15 protein-coding genes are annotated in these 18,551 nt (G+C 53.9%); 5 read left to right on the forward strand and 10 right to left on the reverse strand.

All coding sequences use genetic code 11. From position 1 onward, the window contains the following. Positions 1-3: 3 nt before the first annotated feature. The 4 genes from AC6ESO_RS17485 to AC6ESO_RS17500 form a co-directional block, all read right to left on the reverse strand. Positions 4-1,299: a glycoside hydrolase family 125 protein gene (locus AC6ESO_RS17485; RefSeq protein ID WP_497092583.1), complete on the reverse strand. Its 1,296-nt coding sequence runs from the start codon at positions 1,297-1,299 to the stop codon at positions 4-6. Between the two features lie 55 nt (positions 1,300-1,354). Beyond that, a complete protein-coding gene (locus AC6ESO_RS17490) occupies positions 1,355-3,139 on the reverse strand; it encodes a glycoside hydrolase family 35 protein (RefSeq protein ID WP_497092467.1) in 1,785 nt (594 codons plus the stop codon). Positions 3,140-3,404: 265 nt separating this feature from the next. Beyond that, on the reverse strand, positions 3,405-4,313 hold the full coding sequence (locus AC6ESO_RS17495) for an AraC family transcriptional regulator (RefSeq protein WP_497092468.1): 909 nt from the start codon (positions 4,311-4,313) through the stop codon (positions 3,405-3,407). Positions 4,314-4,458: 145 nt separating this feature from the next. Continuing rightward, on the reverse strand, positions 4,459-5,118 hold the full coding sequence (locus AC6ESO_RS17500; RefSeq protein ID WP_497092469.1) for a glycosyltransferase: 660 nt from the start codon (positions 5,116-5,118) through the stop codon (positions 4,459-4,461). A 208-nt stretch (positions 5,119-5,326) separates the two neighbouring features. Here AC6ESO_RS17500 and AC6ESO_RS17505 point away from each other — a divergent pair, with 208 nt between their 5' ends. Beyond that, positions 5,327-5,779 (forward strand): hypothetical protein, encoded by a 453-nt coding sequence (locus AC6ESO_RS17505; RefSeq protein WP_497092584.1) that lies wholly within the window; start codon positions 5,327-5,329, stop codon positions 5,777-5,779. 241 nt (positions 5,780-6,020) lie between these two features. Here the strand turns inward: AC6ESO_RS17505 and AC6ESO_RS17510 are convergent, their stop codons facing one another. After that, complete coding sequence (locus tag AC6ESO_RS17510) at positions 6,021-7,934, reverse strand: beta-L-arabinofuranosidase domain-containing protein (RefSeq protein ID WP_497092470.1); 1,914 nt, start codon at positions 7,932-7,934, stop codon at positions 6,021-6,023. A 195-nt stretch (positions 7,935-8,129) separates the two neighbouring features. Between AC6ESO_RS17510 and AC6ESO_RS17515 the strand changes: the two genes are divergently transcribed. Then, on the forward strand, positions 8,130-8,987 hold the full coding sequence (locus AC6ESO_RS17515; RefSeq protein WP_497092471.1) for a helix-turn-helix transcriptional regulator: 858 nt from the start codon (positions 8,130-8,132) through the stop codon (positions 8,985-8,987). Between the two features lie 71 nt (positions 8,988-9,058). Here the strand turns inward: AC6ESO_RS17515 and AC6ESO_RS17520 are convergent, their stop codons facing one another. Next, complete coding sequence (locus AC6ESO_RS17520; protein ID WP_497092472.1) at positions 9,059-9,487, reverse strand: SRPBCC family protein; 429 nt, start codon at positions 9,485-9,487, stop codon at positions 9,059-9,061. 461 nt (positions 9,488-9,948) lie between these two features. Continuing rightward, the gene (locus tag AC6ESO_RS17525; protein ID WP_497092473.1) at positions 9,949-11,412 is read right to left on the reverse strand and encodes a DHA2 family efflux MFS transporter permease subunit; all 1,464 of its coding nucleotides are present in this window, start codon (positions 11,410-11,412) and stop codon (positions 9,949-9,951) included. Between the two features lie 158 nt (positions 11,413-11,570). Here AC6ESO_RS17525 and AC6ESO_RS17530 point away from each other — a divergent pair, with 158 nt between their 5' ends. Together AC6ESO_RS17530 and AC6ESO_RS17535 are read left to right on the forward strand one after the other, a co-directional pair. Beyond that, entirely contained in the window at positions 11,571-12,092 is a 522-nt protein-coding gene (locus tag AC6ESO_RS17530) for a PadR family transcriptional regulator (protein WP_497092474.1), read from the forward strand. 159 nt (positions 12,093-12,251) lie between these two features. Next, positions 12,252-15,569, forward strand: a complete 3,318-nt coding sequence (locus AC6ESO_RS17535; protein ID WP_497092475.1) for a DEAD/DEAH box helicase — start codon at positions 12,252-12,254, stop codon at positions 15,567-15,569. A gap of 81 nt (positions 15,570-15,650) precedes the next feature. Here AC6ESO_RS17535 and AC6ESO_RS17540 read toward each other — a convergent pair whose 3' ends face one another. Then, the gene (locus AC6ESO_RS17540) at positions 15,651-16,040 is read right to left on the reverse strand and encodes a VOC family protein (RefSeq protein ID WP_497092476.1); all 390 of its coding nucleotides are present in this window, start codon (positions 16,038-16,040) and stop codon (positions 15,651-15,653) included. Between the two features lie 43 nt (positions 16,041-16,083). Beyond that, positions 16,084-17,268, reverse strand: coding sequence for a WD40/YVTN/BNR-like repeat-containing protein (locus AC6ESO_RS17545; RefSeq protein WP_497092477.1), 1,185 nt, complete (start codon positions 17,266-17,268; stop codon positions 16,084-16,086). Between the two features lie 190 nt (positions 17,269-17,458). On the opposite strand from AC6ESO_RS17545, the gene AC6ESO_RS17550 reads away from it, so the two are divergent. Beyond that, on the forward strand, positions 17,459-17,710 hold the full coding sequence (locus AC6ESO_RS17550) for a hypothetical protein (RefSeq protein WP_497092478.1): 252 nt from the start codon (positions 17,459-17,461) through the stop codon (positions 17,708-17,710). A 121-nt stretch (positions 17,711-17,831) separates the two neighbouring features. Here the strand turns inward: AC6ESO_RS17550 and AC6ESO_RS17555 are convergent, their stop codons facing one another. Further along, on the reverse strand, positions 17,832-18,395 hold the full coding sequence (locus tag AC6ESO_RS17555) for a hypothetical protein (RefSeq protein WP_497092479.1): 564 nt from the start codon (positions 18,393-18,395) through the stop codon (positions 17,832-17,834). Between the last annotated feature and the right edge of the window lie 156 nt (positions 18,396-18,551).

Raw genomic sequence — 18,551 nt, forward strand, 5'->3', positions numbered from 1 at the left:
CGCTTAGGCGAGCATAGCCCCAATCTTCTTCTCTTGGATCAGCTTCAGAATCAGCTCACCGAACAAGGTGTTTGCCCAAGCAAACCACGATCTTGTGAACTGAGTCGGATCATCCACACTGAAGCCCTCGTGCATGAAGCCTGTGTCTCCATCGGTAGCAATCAGCAGCTTCACCAGCTCCGCGATTTCCTGATCGTCGGTCGAGGTGAGTGCTTGCATAACCAAGCTGATATGCCAGATATAACGCGGCGGCGTATGCGGGCTTCCGATTCCCTTCGCGCAGCTGCCTTCGTAATAGTAAGGATTGTCCTTGCTCAGAATGAATCGGCGCGTATTCAGGTAAATCGGATCTTCCTTAGGTGCATAGCCCAGATAAGGAATGGACAGCAGGCTTGGCACATTCGCGTCGTCCATCAACGTGTAATTGCCCTGCCCATCGGTTTCATAGGCGAATATATCGCCGTAAACAGGGTGCTTGTAGATACCGAAATCGTGAATGCCAACGTCGATCTCTTCCTGCAGTGCTAGCGCTTCGCTCTGCATAGATGCATCGTCCAGCACTTCCATTGCGATTTCAGCCAAGTAGCCGAGCACCACGCTTGCGAACATGTTGGCCGGAACCAGATATCCATAGGCGCAAGCATCATCGCTTGGCCGGAAGCCGGACCAGGTCATGCCGGTGTAGCTGACCGGCGCGCCCATTCCGTTGTTGTGGATCGTATCGCTTGCCGGCCCGGATACGCGGGTGAAGCGGTACGGCGACTCTTCCACATGCTTCTGCTCTGTGCGCCATAGCTGCAGAATGCGTGCCGCCGCCTGCCTGAACGTATCGTCGAAAGCAGCAGTGCTGCCTGTCTGTTTCCAGTACAAATAGCTGATCTGAAGCGGATAACAGAGCGAATCGATCTCATATTTGCGCTCCCAAACCCATGGGCTCGGTGCAGGCAATTCCGTGATGTCGTTCTCGTACCGATTGTCATTGGCCTCTTCGTTAAAGGCATTTGCGTACGGATCGAGGAGGATGCACTGGAATTGGCGCTTCAGCAGCCCTTCAATGATGCGGCCCAGCTCCGGATCTCCCGAAGCCAGCTGGATATAGGGTCTGACCTGCGCACTGGAATCCCGCAGCCACATCGCCGGGATGTCGCCGGTAAACACGAAGGATGTCCCGTCATCCAGCAGGCGCGTGGTCGTTTCCAAGGTATTCGGAAAACATTGCTTGAACATATGAAGCAGCTTCGGATGATTAGCTAGCTCTGTGTCCGCCAGGGCTAGGATAGCTTGGATCGATTGCGGCATTTTGATTGGAGTAGTCACGCGGATTCACCTTCTTGTGCGTATTTTTAATTCCTTGCTATAACTCGGCTTGTTGCAGCTGGTGATTTAATCTCGGCGTATCCGTGAACATAACGGCCGATGTCTGCGACGCCCCATGCAGCTCGAATACGATGATTTCATTGCTGCCTTCGCGAAGCAGAGGCGCAGGCACGTACAGCGTTTGCTGCGGACCCTTGCTCCAGTAGCGCCCTAAGTTGAAGCCATTCAGGAAGACGACGCCTTTCGTCCAGCCCTGCATATCCAAGAACGTATCTGCATTGGCGTTCGCAATATGGAGCGTTCCTTTATAGAACCTCGGTCCATCTGCCTTCGAGCTGCTGTTGGCGTCAAAAGAAAGCTTCGTCAGGTCCTCCAGCGGAAGCGGCCGAATGGTCCAATCGAAGAGAAATTGGAACCCCAGCCGAACCCCTTCCGTGATTCCTTTGCGGTCCTTCAGGTAAGGACCGTAGTTGATCCTGCCCATATTTTCAACGAGAATATCGAGCCTCGCGCCTCCGGCAGGCACTTCGATCGCAAGCGATTGCAGCGTTTGCGCCCGCTCGATCACGCCTTTAAACGCACCATCGACAAAGACTAATGCCCGGTCACGTACTTCTTGCAGATGAAGCTGCTCTGAAGGCCGCGGTCCCGAGATATGCGTCGAATACAAAATAAAACCATAATTCTGCCCAACCTTCTCCATCGGAACCGGTGTAACGGATTGAACCGGCGCCGACAGCACGTCCAATTGCTCCCACATATCTGCTTGCCCAGTAAGTTCGACTTGCCCATAGGCTCGGCGAGCGATGGCAGGCGGAAGCTCCAGTGGACCGAGTTCTTCATATCGGGCAATGACTTCACGTACCGCATAATACTTAGCCGTTGGCATCCCTGTCTCATCCAGAGGGGAATCGTAGTCATAGCTCGTGATCGTCGGCTCGTAGAGATTGGGCTCCTGGCAGTTCGCGCCGTTATAGAAACCGAAATTCGTACCGCCATGGAACATGTAGAAGTTGACGGAAGCGCCGGCAGCCAGCATTTCATCCAACACCGCCGCCGCATCCGCAGCATCGCGCGTATGATGCGGTTTGCCCCAATGGTCGAACCACCCATTCCAGTACTCCATGCACATGAGCGGCGAATCCGGCTGATAATCCTTCAGCTTGTCGAAAGAAGAAGTCGGATTGGAGCCGAAATTGACCGTCGATAACACACCCGGAACCGATCCTCCTTGCAGCAGCGCATCCGTCGGCCCATCGGAGGTGAACAGCGGCACATCGATACCGCGTTTTAGAAGCGCCTGCCGCAAATAGTCCAGATACTTGGCGTCATTGCCATAGCTGCCATATTCGTTCTCGATCTGCACCGCGATAATCGGTCCGCCGTTCGTGCAGAGCAGCGGCTTCAGCCGAGGGATGAGCGCATCATAATAGGCGTCCACCTTGTTCAGATAAGCCGGATAGCTGCATCTCAGCTGCATATCGGAATCGGACAGCAGCCAAGCAGGCAGTCCGCCAAATTCCCATTCTGCACATATATAGGGACTCGGACGAACAATGGCATGCAAGCCGAGGCTGCCCGCAAGCTCGATATAAGCGCACACATCGGCTATTCCATCGAAGCAGAACTGCCCTTCATACGGCTCATGCACATTCCAGGGAATGTACGTCTCCACCGTGTTTAGTCCGCAAGCTTTCAACTTCATTAAACGGTCTTCCCAGTATTGAGGTACAATGCGGAAATAATGCATAGCGCCGGACAGAAGACGGACAGGCTTGCCCTCCACCACAAACGTATTTCCTTCTATTGAAAAATAGCTCAACCTGCTCGCTCCTTACCTCTATCTTGTAGACTTAGGATAAACGCGGGACTTCCCGTGCTCAACGGGATTTTTTCGGGCAGTACACCTTTTTCCACCCCGAGCAGGGCACTACACTATTTTCTCAAGGCCCTTCCGGGTTGAAAAAGGAGAAGTAGGCGAAACTTGCATCCCCCTATCGCGCCAAATTCGCTTGCCGGCAGCCATAAGAAAAAGCGCAGCCGATTGTCGGCTGCACCTTTTCTTAGCAGATCTATAGGTTGGAAACTTACGCTTCTTTACGTTTCACCGGGACGTAAATGTCCATCTCCACCAGCTCTTGGTCCGGGTGGCAGCGATAGTCATACAGTTCGAACTCCGCAGCCCCGGAATGCTCATAACCGGAATGCGGGAACCACTCGCTGAAGATCGCGCCCCATGTGCTTTGAATCGAGTTAGAGAACTGCTCGGTCGGCACCTTCGGCGTCGTAAACACCGCATAATCAGAAGCACCGAACTCGCGGCAAACGAGATCCTCCGGCACATTGTCGAAACTCTCCGCTTCCATGCCGATCAGGTACTTGAAGCTTCCGGTCGCCATATCGAAGCTGTGGCAGATGCCGAGCTCGATCGGGCTGTCCTTATGAACGCGGTTCGGAATGCGGCCGGACCAGCCATTCTTTAAATACTCCTGCCAGTAGGCCGGAATCTGGCGATGATTCTCGCCATCGTTTGTAGATGTTGTAAGCTCGTAGCCGATGACCTTGTAGGCGGGTTTGTTTTCAATCCGATAATCCATGCGAATGCCTCCCAAATAAGGATTGTATTTGCGCTGCAGCACATTGAGCTTCGAGTAGGCCGGCGGCTTGATTCCTTGTTTGCGGTAGTCCGCCGGCGTCACTTCGAACATGCGCTTGAATGCGCGGGTAAACGTTTCATGATTCTGAAAGCCGTAGTTAAGCGCAATGTCGAGCAGCCTTGTATCCGAATAGGCCACCTGCCAAACCGATAACGCCAGACGACGCTTACGCACGTATTCCATTACGGTTTCTCCCGCCATGGACAGAAAGACCCGGTGGAAATGGAAGTCGGACAGCCTCGCGACCTGCGCCAGCCGCGATAACGATAACTCCTCCTCCACATGTGCTTCTACGTAATCGATCGTCTTTTGAATTTGCAGCAGGTAATCCTCCTTCATTCGAATGCATGGCCTCCTCTTCCTTTGCTACACTCATTGTAACGTGACTCCATCCTATATTCTTGACGATTCTTGCTGAGCCCTGCTCGAAGCAAGAAAAAGACCGCCGTATGATACGGCGGCCTCTTGGCTGCGATCAAGTTCGTTATTTGAACTTATCCGGAAACTGGGCAATGATCCCCTGTGTGAGGCTATCTGCGAACATCATTATGTGAGCCATTCCCTCATCGAAGGCAAGCACATCCGCATTCCAATCCTTCTTCAGCCTGGCGGTCGCTGCCGCCGTTACGAGCTGTAAGTGTCGTTCCAGCATGCTCTTTAACTCTTTGTACGTCCAGTTAGGGTTAGCATCGCTTAGAAGCTTAGCCATAACATCGGCATTGCGGTACCATGCTTTATTGACCTTCTCGAAATCTGCCTGATTGCCTGCCTTCGCCGCTTCAACCAATTGACCGGCAAGCAGAATATGCTCCCTCAGCAGCTCAGCAAGTTTATTGCCCGCTTTCTCGCCATAGTACGGCTTTATGGCATTGCCGAGATCCTGCTGGTTACGAAGCAAGCGCTCCAATACCTTGTCGCGGTCCGCAAGCCCTTCAGTCGCACTCACGATGTAGGTTCTTGTCCAGTAAACATGCTCCGCCCACAGCCCTCGAAGCGCTTTGTTCAAATTCACCATCGATTGGGTATACCGTAATTGATGGGCGTGATGGTCCTGCCTTGCAGCTGAGGCACTTATCGGGGTCACCCACAGCCCAAGCAGCACGCATACGAGCGTCAGGCTTAGCAATTGTTGTCTCATCCGCATTGTTGTTCTTCTCCTCCTGTGAAGCCGGTTTGGATAGCCCCTTATATTGTGGACGTTTCCATTGATTTCATGCACGCGAGGTGTAACGCATACTTTCTTATCGTTCGAGGCAGATACCCGTACCAATTCGCCGCTCCCGGCATCTATTAACAGGAGTATACCAACTAGCAGCGATATGAATGAGAGAGTAGGGGATTAGAGATTGTCGATGATGAGAAAAAGCAGCAAAGTCGTCAAAAGCAGCCGTATTAGCAGTAAAGGCAGTACCCGCAGCAGCAGCAGTTATAGTAGGGCCGTCTTCTCGACGGGAATCCTGCGCCGGAATCCCGGTACCAACTTCGCGCTCGTTGACCTCGTCAACCTCGGCTACGCGAACGCCTTGCGAATGACCGTCCAAGTATTCGACTGGTCAAGCGGCCTGCCGGTCGCACTCACGCTAACGCCGTGCAATACGACCAAATGCTTCGTATCCCTTGCTCCGGGCACGTCGAATTTCGTATACGCGGACGTATCGAGCGTCCAATATAAGTACGAGGTGCGCATCGGCCGCAGTACAGCGAATCGCAACGTCATCCTCAACGTGTCCGGCCTCAGCCAAGAACCGCTCACGCCGCAAACAGGTAACAACGTTCTGCAGCATGCGCTTGTCCGCATTAGATGATGGGAATGAGATGGAAATGCTGCGTAATAGGCAACATTCACTCCTTCCCAAAGAGTATCACGAGCTAAAGTTGCCAGTTGTGCAACATTTCGCAGTGGATTGGCGCCTAAGTGGCTATTTCCGGTGGAAAAGTTGCATTACGAGCAGCATTTGTTTTTCGCCCCTCACGATAGAAAACCAAAAAGTGGCTGAACGGGGATCTCTCCCGTTTCAGCCACTTTTTCTGCACGCTCCGCTTCGCTTAACCCCGCTTCTTCCACGCCTTCTCGCGTTCCCCGATCAGAGGAAATTCACCGATCCGCAATCGCGCGCTGCCATAAGGGACAAGCGTCAATTCCGCGAGCTCCTGGCCTTCGGTTTTCGGATAGATCGGCGGTGTTCCCGCGTTGTTGCCTTCCATTTTCCACTCGCGCACCAGTTGTCCGGTTGCCTGCAGGCGAACAGGCGCATGCTCTGCATCGAACGGCTGATACGGCACTTCATGCTCGCTGACCGCGAAGTCGTTGTCTGCCATCAGGCCGTATTTCCAAGGCGAACCCGGGTAAACCTCCCAATCGTGGAACTTCACCCGCTTCGTCAGCAGCTGCCAGTTCTCTTGAATCGGGAGCGCATAAACGAGCGGTCCGCGTTCAACGCTGATGGCATACAAATTGCGGGAAGCCGTTGTCACAACCATCGGCAATTGCAGGGCCAGCACATCCCCGTTCTTCCATTCGCGCTCCACCTTCGCATAGCCATTAACGACATGAAGCGAAACGTTAGCCCCGTTAACCGACAAGCTTGGCGAGTCGCACCAGGCCGGTATCCGCAGCGAAATGGAAAAGGCTTCACTGGGACGATCCAGTGCCACGGCTATGTTAACCGTGTCGCGGAACGGATACTCGCCGCTCACCGTAATCGTCGCCGCCGTCGTCGATCCACTTCCAACTGTCGCGTTTACTACGCTAGGTGCATACGACACAGCCGCCAAACCGCCGTTCCCGTCAGCCATCCACAGATGGGACGTAAACTTCGGCCAGCCTTGGTGCATATTCGACGTGCAGCAGCCGAAATGCGGCTCCAGACCAAACAAGTTCGCATCAGGACCGTTGCTCCAAGCCCGCGGGGCTACGTTGCATACGATTTGATTCACCTGCTGATCGTATTGATGGGACGTCCAGTCTTTGGAGATTGCGGCAGGGAGCGCGTTGAACGCCACCTTTTCCAAAATATCGCCGAACCGTCCTTCGCCAAACACGCGGGTCAAATGCTCCATCGAATACATATATTCGACCACGGCGCACAGCTCGACGCCTTGACTTGGGCTCGTACCGGACAGCCACTCGTCACCGGAGAACATGCCATGCGCTTGACCGTGATAGGTCATCAGGCTATCGATGCCGCGATGAACCGCCGCAAGCTCAACTTCCAAGCCGCTTAGTTCATAACGGATGGCCGGTGTTTTGATGCCCATAGCCACATTGACGACATGTGTGCTCCAATCCCACTCCTCTACTTTGCGCCAGTAGGGGAAGTCATGGAAAACATCTGTCCAATCGAGCGTCTGCTCGGCCACCGCAGCTGCGAGATCCAGCAGGAACGCCTCTCCCGTCGCTTTATACAGCCACTGCACGCACAGCACCATCTCAGCTCCACGGGCCTTCGCCCATCCCTCAAGCGGGTTAGCCGCGATATGACTGTGGACGTAACGGAAGTAGCGGGTCAAGAACGGTGCAATACGCTCGTCCCCCGTCACTTCCGCATACTGCGTCATCACCTTCAGCATGATCATGTAATGCCACCAGTCATGCTTCTTATCGATATCGGTATTGACCGATTGAATCGTGCCTCGCGGGCCGAAGTTGCCGTCCTCCCCTTGGCTTGCGAGCGACCATTCCACCCAGCGCTGCGCTTTGGCAATCAGCTTCTCATCCTCGAGCAAATACGCGAGCGGCAGCAGTCCGTCCAAATAATAAGGCCCGCGCTCCCAGCTCTCGCCTTGACCGCCGATCCAGCCGTTATCCGGCCCAACATCGTTCCAATGCTCTTCCAAATGCCCGGTTAATCCATCCGCCTGAATACGCAATTGATTGCGGAGCCAGCCTGCAGGCTTAATCGCTCCTAACGGCAAAGCTTGAAATGCGGTGGCGATCAGTTTAGTCGTCGTCGTCTCCATACGAGTCGTCTCCTTCGGATCTTCTTAGTAGGATAGCTATGAAGCGAATATAGCATGATTACGCAGCTGCAGCCGATAGCCGATGACAACCCCTTTTTATCCAATCACAACATGGAGTCGATTTCCTTCCTATAGCACAAATCCTTGTAAACACTTATGATAAAAGCAAACCTCTCCGGAAGGAGCCACTCGCCAATGTTCCGATTTACTTCTCCGCCCATGCCGCATTACATCACTTCGGGTGAGGATACCTATGCAGCGGGCGGCAAGCACCCCGACCGCTCAAGTATCGGGGTCTTCGACTTGCTCGCGGTAACACGGGGCACTCTCTATCTGCAGGAGGATGGCGCTGCACTCACCATTGGCGCTAATCAGTTTGCGATTCTGCGCCCTGACCGTGCGCACAGGAGCGTGATCCCCTGCCGGGAGGAGACGCATTTCTACTGGCTCCATTTTCAGACGCTTGGCAGCTGGAGTATGGTAGCCGAGCGCGAACCGCATGTATTCCCGCCTGCCTCCGATCCGCATACCCATATCGAGACCTTCGTGTTTCATGTCCCGAGATTCGGCGAACTCCACGCAAGGGAAGGTATCTTCGAACGGCTGCAGCAGCTCTTGCAGCTCCATGCCGATTTCCACGCCGCAGCCCGTTTCCGCCAGCAAACGCTGCTGCTGGAGCTGCTGCTCCATCTGCAGGCGGAGGGCAGCAGTGCCTCCGCTGCCAAGGACCCGCAGCTTGCGCTGGCGGATGAGGCGGCCGCTTTCTTGCGCCGCAACTACAGGGAACAGCTCAGCTACAAGGAGCTGTCGGATCAGCTGCATTTTCATGCCAACTACATCGCGCTCTGCATGAAGAAGGCGTTCGGCTGTACGCCGCAAGACTACCTCACCCGCTACCGGATCGAGCAGGCGAAGCAGCTGCTCATTCATACCGGCGATCCCATCGGCAAAATCGCCGAAGAAACCGGCTTCCAAACCTTCCCCTATTTCGTCCGCTGCTTCAGCAAGCACACGGGGGCTCGTCCGAAGGAGTTTCGGCTGCGGTATCGGTGATCTGCATCAAAAAAGGCAGTTCGGGGGTCAGTTTGCTTCTGTCCCCACCGAACTGCCTGTGCATCGCACATTTATTTGACAATGCCTGCCCGGAGCTGCGTCACGCCAAACTCCAAGTACCCTTTCAAGCACGAAAGCACATACACCCAGCCTTCTTTGTTGTCCACGATTTTGCTGAGCAGCTCAGGATCATTCTCTTGAAATCCCTCTTCCTTAATAGCAATAATCGTGCTCTCGTCAGGCTGCTCTTCCAAGGTGATCGTCACTATATTGCCCTCGCCACCCCATTGAAAAACGATCCTCTTATCCGCCTCGACCTCGAGCAGAGCAATGCCCACTTCGGCATTGTATTCTTTGTAGATCAGCGTTACCGTCTTGCCTTTCTCCCATCGCTCCGAGCTGGATGAGAACCAGAAGTTGCCGATTTTCGCTGGGTCTACGAAAGCTTCGAACAGCTCATGTGCTTGTCTGGCGATTCGAAATTTGGTTAGGTTATTCATAGGCTTGTATCCTTCCTTCGTTTGGATTTGTGTAGGCGCGTAGCTGATAGATTCACTCCATCTACCATACCACATTTTAACATGTGAAAAGTAATATCTGCCCACCTGTAACTATACACGTTTTGTTCTAACGAACTGTGGAGGTCTTATTCGCGCTCAAATAGCGGCTAAAAAATTCTAATGAACCCACAGGGCCTTATTTAGTGGATTCCGGGACTATTTGGGCTCGTTTTTACCAAATAAGACCTCCTGGGTTCGTTAGAATTTAGAAACCCCGATTTCGGGCCAAATAAGACCCCTGTGGTTCGTTAGAGCGGCGAGCATGAGCGTCTACAGAATCTCCAACGCCGAGTCCCTTCCACATCTGCCGCACCAAATGTCCCCCACAACTTACAATTCACTCACGCAAAAAAGCCTCCCCGTCGTCTATTCAGACAACGGAGAGGCTCCTATTCAAAACATTACGCCGATTGCAGTTCTTCCACTGCTGCAACCTTCTGCTGCTTCGCCTTGCCAACGAACAAGGCAAGCGGGAACGCAACGGCAGCAATTAATGTCGCCAACAGATACACGTCGTTGACGCTCATCGTGAACGCCATGTTCGCGATATGCAGCTCGTTCTTATCGCCGGCCATCGCTAGATCCGTACCGTGAGCAACGGAACGCGACGCAAGCAGGGTGGTGAAGATCGCAATCGCAAAGGACCCGAATACGTTACGCGTCCAGTTGGAAATCGAAGATGCATGGCCAACCAGATGGCGCGGGATTTGCTCCATCGCCGCGTTGCTGGCAGGCATCATAACCATCGCGATACCCAGGTTACGAACCGTCATCCACCAGAGGATGTAGGAGTGAGAAACGTCGATGCTGAGCCAGCTAAGCGTCAGCGTACCGAGTGCAAGCAGCGGAATCCCCATCGCCATCAACCAGCGAGGTCCGATTTTACCATACAATTTGCCGACAACGGGCATAATAAGAGCCATAGCCAAGGAAGCCGGAAGCAAGATCAACCCTGTATCCATAGCAGATACGTGCTGGATGCGCTGCAAGAAGATCGGCGTCAGGAAGGTACCGGAATACAAGCTGATCGTCAGCACGATCGTAATAATCAAGTTTAGCGTGTAACGTCCGTACTTGAATACTTGCAGATCAAGCAGCGGAGTTTCGGTCGTGAGCTCCCGCCAAATGAACAGCACCAGCATGATGGAACCGACGACGAGAAGCGTAATGATGCGCGCCGAATCCCAGCCCCAGTTGTGGCCTTGACCAAGCGCAAGCAGCAAGGATGAGCTGCTGACGATGACAGTAATAAATCCGATGCCATCGAAGCGCTTCGGCACGCTCAGACGATAGTAAGGAATAAAAGCAAACACCAGCACGATCGAGATCAAACCAATTGGAATGTTGATCAAGAACAGCCATTGCCATGCGAAGTTTTCAAGCAGCCAGCCGCTGAACGTCGGTCCGATTGCCGGAGCCATCATTGCGGCAAGCGACCACAGCGCAATCGCCATTGCTTGCTTCTCGCGCGGCACCACTTGATAGATGATCGCCATCGAAGCAGGCAAAATCAAACCGCTGAATGCACCTTGCATCACGCGGAAAGCGATAAGCGAATATTCATCCCATGATGCGGCGCACAGAACAGATGCAACAACGAATCCGATAAGCGCGAATAAATAAAGCCGCTTATAGCTGAATTTTTCTCCCAAATAACCGACGATCGGGGCTAGTGTACCCATCGCCAGCATAAAGCCGGTCAGCGTCCATTGAATGGAGCTTAGTGTTGTATGAAAATGGTCCTGCAAAATCGGCAGCGCAATATTAATCGTACTCGATGCCAAAACACACAAAAAAGAGCCGACAAAGATCGCCGTCATAATCGGCCAAAACTTTACTTTGTCCTGCTGCTCCTGTTCAGTCAACTTGTTTTCCCCCTCAATACCAAAGCATCGTCCCGAACTGGCACCTCTCCCGGCGCTAGTTGCACATATGTCGGTATTTACATATAATCAAAACCAATGACAATCATATACCACTACCAGTAATATGTCAAAACTGACTTATGGAAAGGGACCCAGCTATGAACACCCTTGCGTATGGACTTCTTAGTTTTCTCTCTTTTTCACCTGATTCAGGTTATGATCTGATGTTGAAAATCCAGTCCTGCTGGCCGGCCAAGCACAGCCAAATTTACCCCCTCCTCTCGCAAATGGAGAGCGACGGCTACGTTTCGCACGTGCTCGTCACCCAAACGGACAAGCCGGATAAGAAAGTGTACTCGATAACCGATACAGGCCGGGACGCGCTTCGCGCTTGGCTGTCTGTGCCTGCGAACGAACCGGTGACACGCGATGAGCTGACGCTCAAAATATTCGCCATGGATCAAGGCAATCTGGCTGATAGTAAGCGCCAGCTTGAGCTGCGCGTCAACTATTGCCGCGACAGGCTGCACTGGCTGGATCGCAAAATCGAAATCTATTCCGCTAAAGAGCCTGCACCTTCACGGGGCATGCGGCTGCTAATGCAGCGAGGGCGGTTCTCCATCCAGTCCGATCTGAACTGGGCGGAATGGGCGCTCGAACAACTGCACGACGAATCGTAAAACAAAGAAGAGCTGAGATCCGGCCGACAGCAAGCATCCGGGATTCAGCTCTTTTTATTGCAATAAACTGGTGTGTCCGTATTCAAAACGGTTATGATGCTGATAGAGCTTCATTAGCAGATTGTTCCCCATAGGGCACAAAGGAAAGGAATTCCGCACATGAGTTACCATCTGACGCAGTCCGCCATCTTATCCATGTGCGGGCAGCTTTCTTATAAGAAAGGGGAATCCGCTTTCATCAGCCGGAAAGTAGCGGTTACCTATTACGATCCGGACGCCGCGCGATGCGAGGCGACAGTCAAGCTGCAGGAAACGTTCGAGGTGGGCATCCGTTTCGATGACGACGGCGATGTTACCGCCAGATGCACCTGTCCGTCCTTATCTTCCTACGACAAATATTGTTCCCATGTCGCGGCCGTCTTATTGCTCTTATACGATGCGCAGCAGAGCGGCCGGGCTCCGGGCCTACAAGACGGCAGCAGCTCCGCCTCCGGTTCCGCCGCCCTTGCCGCAAAGGCCGAGACCGATGGCGAGCTGGCCCGCGAGCTGCTCTCGATGTTCGCGCCGCAGAGCGCGAGAAAGTCGATTCGCAGCGCCCAAACACGGTTCGATTCCCGCGAACCGCTCGCCGTAACCTTCGTCTGCAAGCCGTTTACTTACAGCGGCGGCAAGCTGCTGCTTGGCATCGAGCTGAAGGTCGGAACGAAGCGGCCTGTTATTGTACAGCAAGTTCGCGAGTTACTCCGTCACATTGAACTCGGAGAACCGTTTGCGATCTCCAAATCGTTCGTCTATGATCCGCAGCTGCACAGCTTCCTGCCGGAAGACTTCGAAGTGCTCCGTCAGCTGATTGCGGTGCTGCAGCAGGAGCGTTTATACCAAGAAACATCGAGCATCTACGCCATACATGCAGCCCCGCTCAGCGGCCAGCGCATGCTGCCAATCCCGCCGGGCGCTTGGAAGTCTCTTCTCGCTGCATTGATCGGCGCGCCTTCGACGATGCTTGAGCAAGGCAACACCGTTTATCCAACCATCGCTATTTCTGAGGAACGGCTTCCACCACTGACATTCGATCTCGAGCAGCTTAATGAAAGCGGTGCTCCAAATCGCGAGCGAGGCAGCTATCACATCCATGCACAAGGCTTGGACCAGTTGGTCGTCATTGAAGCCTATGGGCTTGTTCTCGCGGAAGGCAGACCGATAGAGCTGCCGCCTGCAGCATGCCGCCGACTGGCAGAGCTGCAGCAGCTGCAGGAGCGATCCTCTTTGCCCTATATCCCGATTTTGCCGGAACAAATCGAGCCCTTCATGGAGCGCGTCGTGCCGGAGCTGCTGAAGCTGGGCACTGTCCATATCGCGGAAGAAGTGTCGCGCCGCATCACGCACCGGCCGCTCAAAGCCAAGCTGTTCCTCGACCGTGTCCGGGACAGACTGCTGGCAGCGCTGGAATTTCACTACGGTGACCTAATCATCAATCCACTGGAATCGGAGAGCGAGGTCCGCACGAACGGCCCCATTCTCGTTCGTGATGGCGAGCAGGAACGCCAGATCCTCACGCTTATGGAGGAGGCGTCCTTCGCCAAGACGGAAGCCGGCTATTTCTTGGGCGACGAGGACAGCGAGTATCACTTTCTCTATCATGTCGTGCCGCAGCTGGAAAAGCTGCTTACGGTGCATGCCACTTCGGCCGTGCGCACGCGCATTCATACGGGAAGCGTGCCGCCGATTGTGAAGGTGCAGTTCAATGAGCGGACGAACTGGCTCGATTTCAAATTCGATATCGAAGGAATACCCGAAGCTGAAATTCGCAAGCTGCTGAAATCCATTGAGGAGAAGCGGAAATATCACCGCCTGGCAACCGGCGCTCTTATGCCGCTTGAGACGGAGGCCATGCAGGAAATTATCCGCATGATCAATGAGGCTCGTTTTACGCTGAAGGATCTGCGCGATTCCGGCATTTCCATCCCGCTCTTCCGCGGTTTGCATCTGATGGATACGCCAAGACAAGGCAGCTCAGTCAAAATCGATAAGCCCCTCCGACAATTGCTGGAGAACCTGCGTAATCCCGATAATTTAGATTTCGAGCTTCCGGAAGGAATGTCGGGCGTGCTGCGGGACTATCAGACCTATGGCTATCAGTGGATGCGGACGCTTGCGCAGTATGGCTTCGGCGGGATTCTCGCAGATGATATGGGGCTGGGCAAGACCGTGCAGGCTATCGCTTTCCTGCAATCGTTCCTGCCCGATATTCGGGAAGAACGCCTGCCTGCACTGATCGTCGCTCCCGCTTCCATCACCTACAACTGGCGTAACGAGCTGCGTAAATTCGCACCGGAACTTCGGGTGGCCATTGTTGATGGCACGAAACAAGAACGAGATGCTATTCTGCGTAAGAGTTCTACGCTTGACGTCTTGATTACATCCTATCCGTTGCTGCGACGCGACATCGAAGCTTACGCAGGCATGTCCTTTCACACCTTGATTCTGGATGAAGCACAAGCCTTCAAGAACTACACGACGCAGACGGCGCAAAGTGTAAAATTGCTGCAAGCACGGCACCGGTTTGCGCTAACGGGGACGCCGGTGGAGAATCGACTGGAGGATCTGTGGTCAATTTTCGATGCCGTATGCCCCGAGCTCTTCCCGGCTAGACGCGCCTTCGGCGATCTACCGCGTGAAGTAGTCGCAAAGCGTTCGCGTCCGTTCTTGCTGCGCCGCGTGAAGACCGACGTGCTGAAGGAGCTGCCGGAGAAGATCGAGTCCACGCAGGTGTCGAAGCTGCTGCCGGAGCAGAAGAAGCTGTATGTGGCTTATCTCGCCAAGCTTCGCGAGGAAACGCTGAAGCATCTGAACAAGGATACGCTGCATAAGAATCGGATCCGAATCTTGGCCGGTCTCACCAGGCTGCGCCAGTTATGCTGCCATCCCGCCCTCTTCATCGAGGACTACGAGGGCAGTTCGGCCAAGCTGGAGCAGCTGCTGGAGCTGATCGACGAATGCCGCGAAGCAGGCAAGCGGCTACTCGTATTCTCGCAGTTCGTGGAAATGCTCAAGATCATCAAGCTGGAAATGCAGCGGCGCGAAATCCCCCATTTCTACTTGGATGGCAGCACGCCTTCTTCGGAGCGTGCCGAGCTGAGCACACGCTTCAATGACGGCGAGCGGGATTTGTTCCTCATCTCGCTTAAAGCCGGCGGCACCGGACTTAACCTCACAGGTGCAGACACCGTCATTCTCTACGACCTCTGGTGGAACCCTGCCGTAGAGCAGCAGGCCGCTGACCGTGCACATCGCATCGGACAGAAGAAGGTCGTCCAAGTCATTCGACTCGTCTCCGAAGGCACAGTCGAGGACAAAATGTACGAGCTGCAGCAGCGCAAGAAGAACCTCATCGACGAGGTGATCCAGCCCGGTCAGGAAGCGCTCTCTGCCCTAACCGCCGAGGAAATTCAGGAGCTGCTTATGGTGGAAGGATAGAGAGGCTATAAACGGAAAAAGGCCGACTCCCCCGCGTAACGTTACGGCATGTAACGCGTTCGGAGTCGGCCTTTATTGCAATCAGGAATCCTGCCGTGCGGCATTGAGCTCAATCACATTATGATCGGGATCAAGCAAGAAGATTTGAGAGAAACCCGTGATGCTATTACGGTTGTGGCGATGCGGAATATCGTACCGGTTCAGCCAATCGATCGTTTCGTCAAAGTCGGCCACGCGAATCGCAAAATGCCCATCCCGCGTATCGATGCCCCCGGCGCGCTTCGTCTCGCCCTCATGCACGAGCAGATGCAGCTGCTGGTCACCGCTGCCAATAGCATACCAAGCTCCTTCAAAATCAAACGCCGGCCGCTGAATCTCCTGCAAGCCGATCACATCCCGATAAAATGCCTTCGCCCGCTCGATATCCGTGACGATCAAGCTGACATGATGAATGCCCTCGTGGTGAATCATCGCGCTCGTTCACCGCCTTTTTTTAGCCCCATTATACCATCATTTACCGAGGCTCTGGCAGTGAAAATCGTTTCGTCCACGTCTTCCCGCCGTCAACCGTCCGATAGACGCCGGACTTCGACAGGCTCGTTACCGCCAGATAGCCGGTCGTCGGTGATACGAACGACAGCTTCGCTTCATACCCCGGCACGGTTATCGGCAAATTGCTCCATGTCTTGCCATCATTAAGCGATCGGCCGAACTGCAGATTATCCAGCGCCCCGCTTCCGGCAATGAGGAATGCTGCTTGGCGCCCGATTACCGCCATATCTGTCGGTCTTCCCGCTGGTCCGACAAGCGTGCCCGCAGGGGCAACCGGCCCAGGCGCCGGTCCGCCTCCCGCAGTCGGACGCGAAATCACTTGCTTCCAGTGCGCGCCTGCATCCGTAGTCTGGTACAGCGAGTAGGACGTCTGCGACATGCCGGAATCACCGTAGAGCAATACCCAAACATCCGAGCTGTCCGTTCCATAGATGGCTCCGCCATAGTTGACGTTGGCTTTCACCTTGAGAGAATCGGCCCAGTGGACACCGCCGTCTGTCGTACGTTTCACCTCATAACCGCCGGCTGCCAGCACCGTAATGACCCATCCTTTATCCTCTGTTATGAAATGCACATAACGGGAATTCGGCGGTGTCGTCAGCTTCGTCCATGTCTGGCCGCCATTGGCCGTCTTGAAGGTGAAGGCGCGCGTAAATCCATAGCCCACTTTCTCATTCAGAAAATCAATCCGATCGAAACCATACTGCCCTGTCGGCACCCACGTATAGCTGGAGCCGCCATTTGTCGTTTTCAGCAGCGTATTCTGCTTCGTTGCGCTCGTCTTCGCCAGCACATAGCCGACCGAATTCGTTAAAAACTCGATCTGGCTGAAGCTAAGCTTGCCTGTATTATAGATCGCTTGCCAGTGGCAGCCGCCGTCCGATGTGCCGATCATGAAGCCGTTCCCCGCCGCGCGTCCGATGTTCGCGCCTAAGAACTGGATCGCCTGCACATGCGGAGCGTCCGTGTCCGTCATCGCCGTTAAGTTTAGTCCGTGATTATCGCTTCTGCAGGCTGCGGAAGCCTCCGGTTCAGGCGCGGCCGCCGCCTTTGCAGAAGTAGCGTTGTACCCCGGCACCAGTATGGATGTCCCAAGCAGCACCGCCATCGCGAGCACAAGCATTGCAAATCTTGTTCCTCTTCCCATCGTCATCACCTCATATTCGTTAATTACCCAACAAGCCCTATTCTCTATCTCTTCTTCCTCTGACGAGTGAACGAAGCAACCAGTTGCAGGACATTGGACCAAAATCTAACACAGCTTTTACAATTCTCACATCTTCCTCTAATCATTCCTTGCTATACTGGGTTCAAATAAGCCGCAAAGGAGCTGCACCATGTCCACGTCTTCGAATTCCAGCATCATCTATACCACAAGGTTGAGCGAAAGCGACACCATGACCAACAAACTGATCTACCAAGTGAAGCAAAATCAACTGTCGGACCGAGAGTTAAACAGGCTTCAAGCCCGCTGCAGCAAAGAGCTGAGCGATCTGCGCAACGAATTGAACATCCTGCTTCAAGAGCTTCGCACGGTCGCAGATCGCAGTCATACGGACAAGCCCCTTTCCCCTTCGAAAGCTGCCTAATCCTCGTGCTCATCCTTATCTTTACATTCATCTTACTTCCTGCCTCACCCACAACCAAACCCTGACTAAGCCAAAACAAGCCCGCGGCCACTTGATTCAAATGCCGGGGCTTGTTTGTATTTTATTCGCCTGCGATATCCCAGCGGTGGCGGTATTGCTCCAGCTTGGGATGCAGTGCTTGGGATGGCTTTGAAGCCAGCAGCAGTCTTAATTTGACGATCCACTCCTCGAAAGAAGAGTAGGAGGCGAACAGATTAGCCGTCTCCGGCGTGACATACAAGAAATAAGGAGAGGGGTAAGACTCTGCCAGATGGCGAAGCGCCGCTTCAATCGGCGTATATTTCTTCCGCTTGCCTTCCAGTCCCTCTATGATAATGGTTAGCCGACCGCTGCCACCGGCACCGCCGACTTCATGCTCAGCTTCAAACTCGCGCTTCCAGTCATGCAGCCGGTCCAGCCTTTTATAATAAGGCAGCACGGTTTCCTTCGTCATCCTTCTGATGGTCTCTTCATGCAGCGGGTATAAAACCAGCCTGGCAAAACGAAGCTTCACCGCCGTATCCACAGCAAAGGCAAGTCTCTCGTTTGACATCCGCTGGAAAGAATCGTACACAATCATAGTCCCTTTCAGCTGCTCTTTAGGCGGCTCGTAGCCATATGGAACGGTTTGAGCGATGCGGTTCAAATGGATCCTCTCCCTCCCCAGGTACTCTTTACCAGTATGCAATACAGAGTATACCCTGGCAATTATGAAATCATGTCGCACTTGCGAGGCGTAAAACGTTTTTATTGAGCGTCGCGCGCCGAAGAACGCCAAAAGCCGACTTCGGATTGGATCCAG

The sequence above is a fragment of the Paenibacillus rhizoryzae genome (assembly GCF_059686995.1).

What these genes read in the sequence shown, in the direction of transcription:
- AC6ESO_RS17485 (WP_497092583.1), bottom strand. Translation starts at nt 1,299, where the DNA reads ATGCCGCAATCGATCCAAGCTATCCTAGCCCTGGCGGACACAGAGCTA.
- AC6ESO_RS17495 (WP_497092468.1), bottom strand. Translation starts at nt 4,313, where the DNA reads ATGAAGGAGGATTACCTGCTGCAAATTCAAAAGACGATCGATTACGTA.
- AC6ESO_RS17500 (WP_497092469.1), bottom strand. Translation starts at nt 5,118, where the DNA reads ATGCGGATGAGACAACAATTGCTAAGCCTGACGCTCGTATGCGTGCTG.
- AC6ESO_RS17505 (WP_497092584.1), top strand. Translation starts at nt 5,327, where the DNA reads ATGATGAGAAAAAGCAGCAAAGTCGTCAAAAGCAGCCGTATTAGCAGT.
- AC6ESO_RS17510 (WP_497092470.1), bottom strand. Translation starts at nt 7,934, where the DNA reads ATGGAGACGACGACGACTAAACTGATCGCCACCGCATTTCAAGCTTTG.
- AC6ESO_RS17515 (WP_497092471.1), top strand. Translation starts at nt 8,130, where the DNA reads ATGTTCCGATTTACTTCTCCGCCCATGCCGCATTACATCACTTCGGGT.
- AC6ESO_RS17520 (WP_497092472.1), bottom strand. Translation starts at nt 9,487, where the DNA reads ATGAATAACCTAACCAAATTTCGAATCGCCAGACAAGCACATGAGCTG.
- AC6ESO_RS17530 (WP_497092474.1), top strand. Translation starts at nt 11,571, where the DNA reads ATGAACACCCTTGCGTATGGACTTCTTAGTTTTCTCTCTTTTTCACCT.
- AC6ESO_RS17535 (WP_497092475.1), top strand. Translation starts at nt 12,252, where the DNA reads ATGAGTTACCATCTGACGCAGTCCGCCATCTTATCCATGTGCGGGCAG.
- AC6ESO_RS17540 (WP_497092476.1), bottom strand. Translation starts at nt 16,040, where the DNA reads ATGATTCACCACGAGGGCATTCATCATGTCAGCTTGATCGTCACGGAT.
- AC6ESO_RS17545 (WP_497092477.1), bottom strand. Translation starts at nt 17,268, where the DNA reads ATGGGAAGAGGAACAAGATTTGCAATGCTTGTGCTCGCGATGGCGGTG.
- AC6ESO_RS17550 (WP_497092478.1), top strand. Translation starts at nt 17,459, where the DNA reads ATGTCCACGTCTTCGAATTCCAGCATCATCTATACCACAAGGTTGAGC.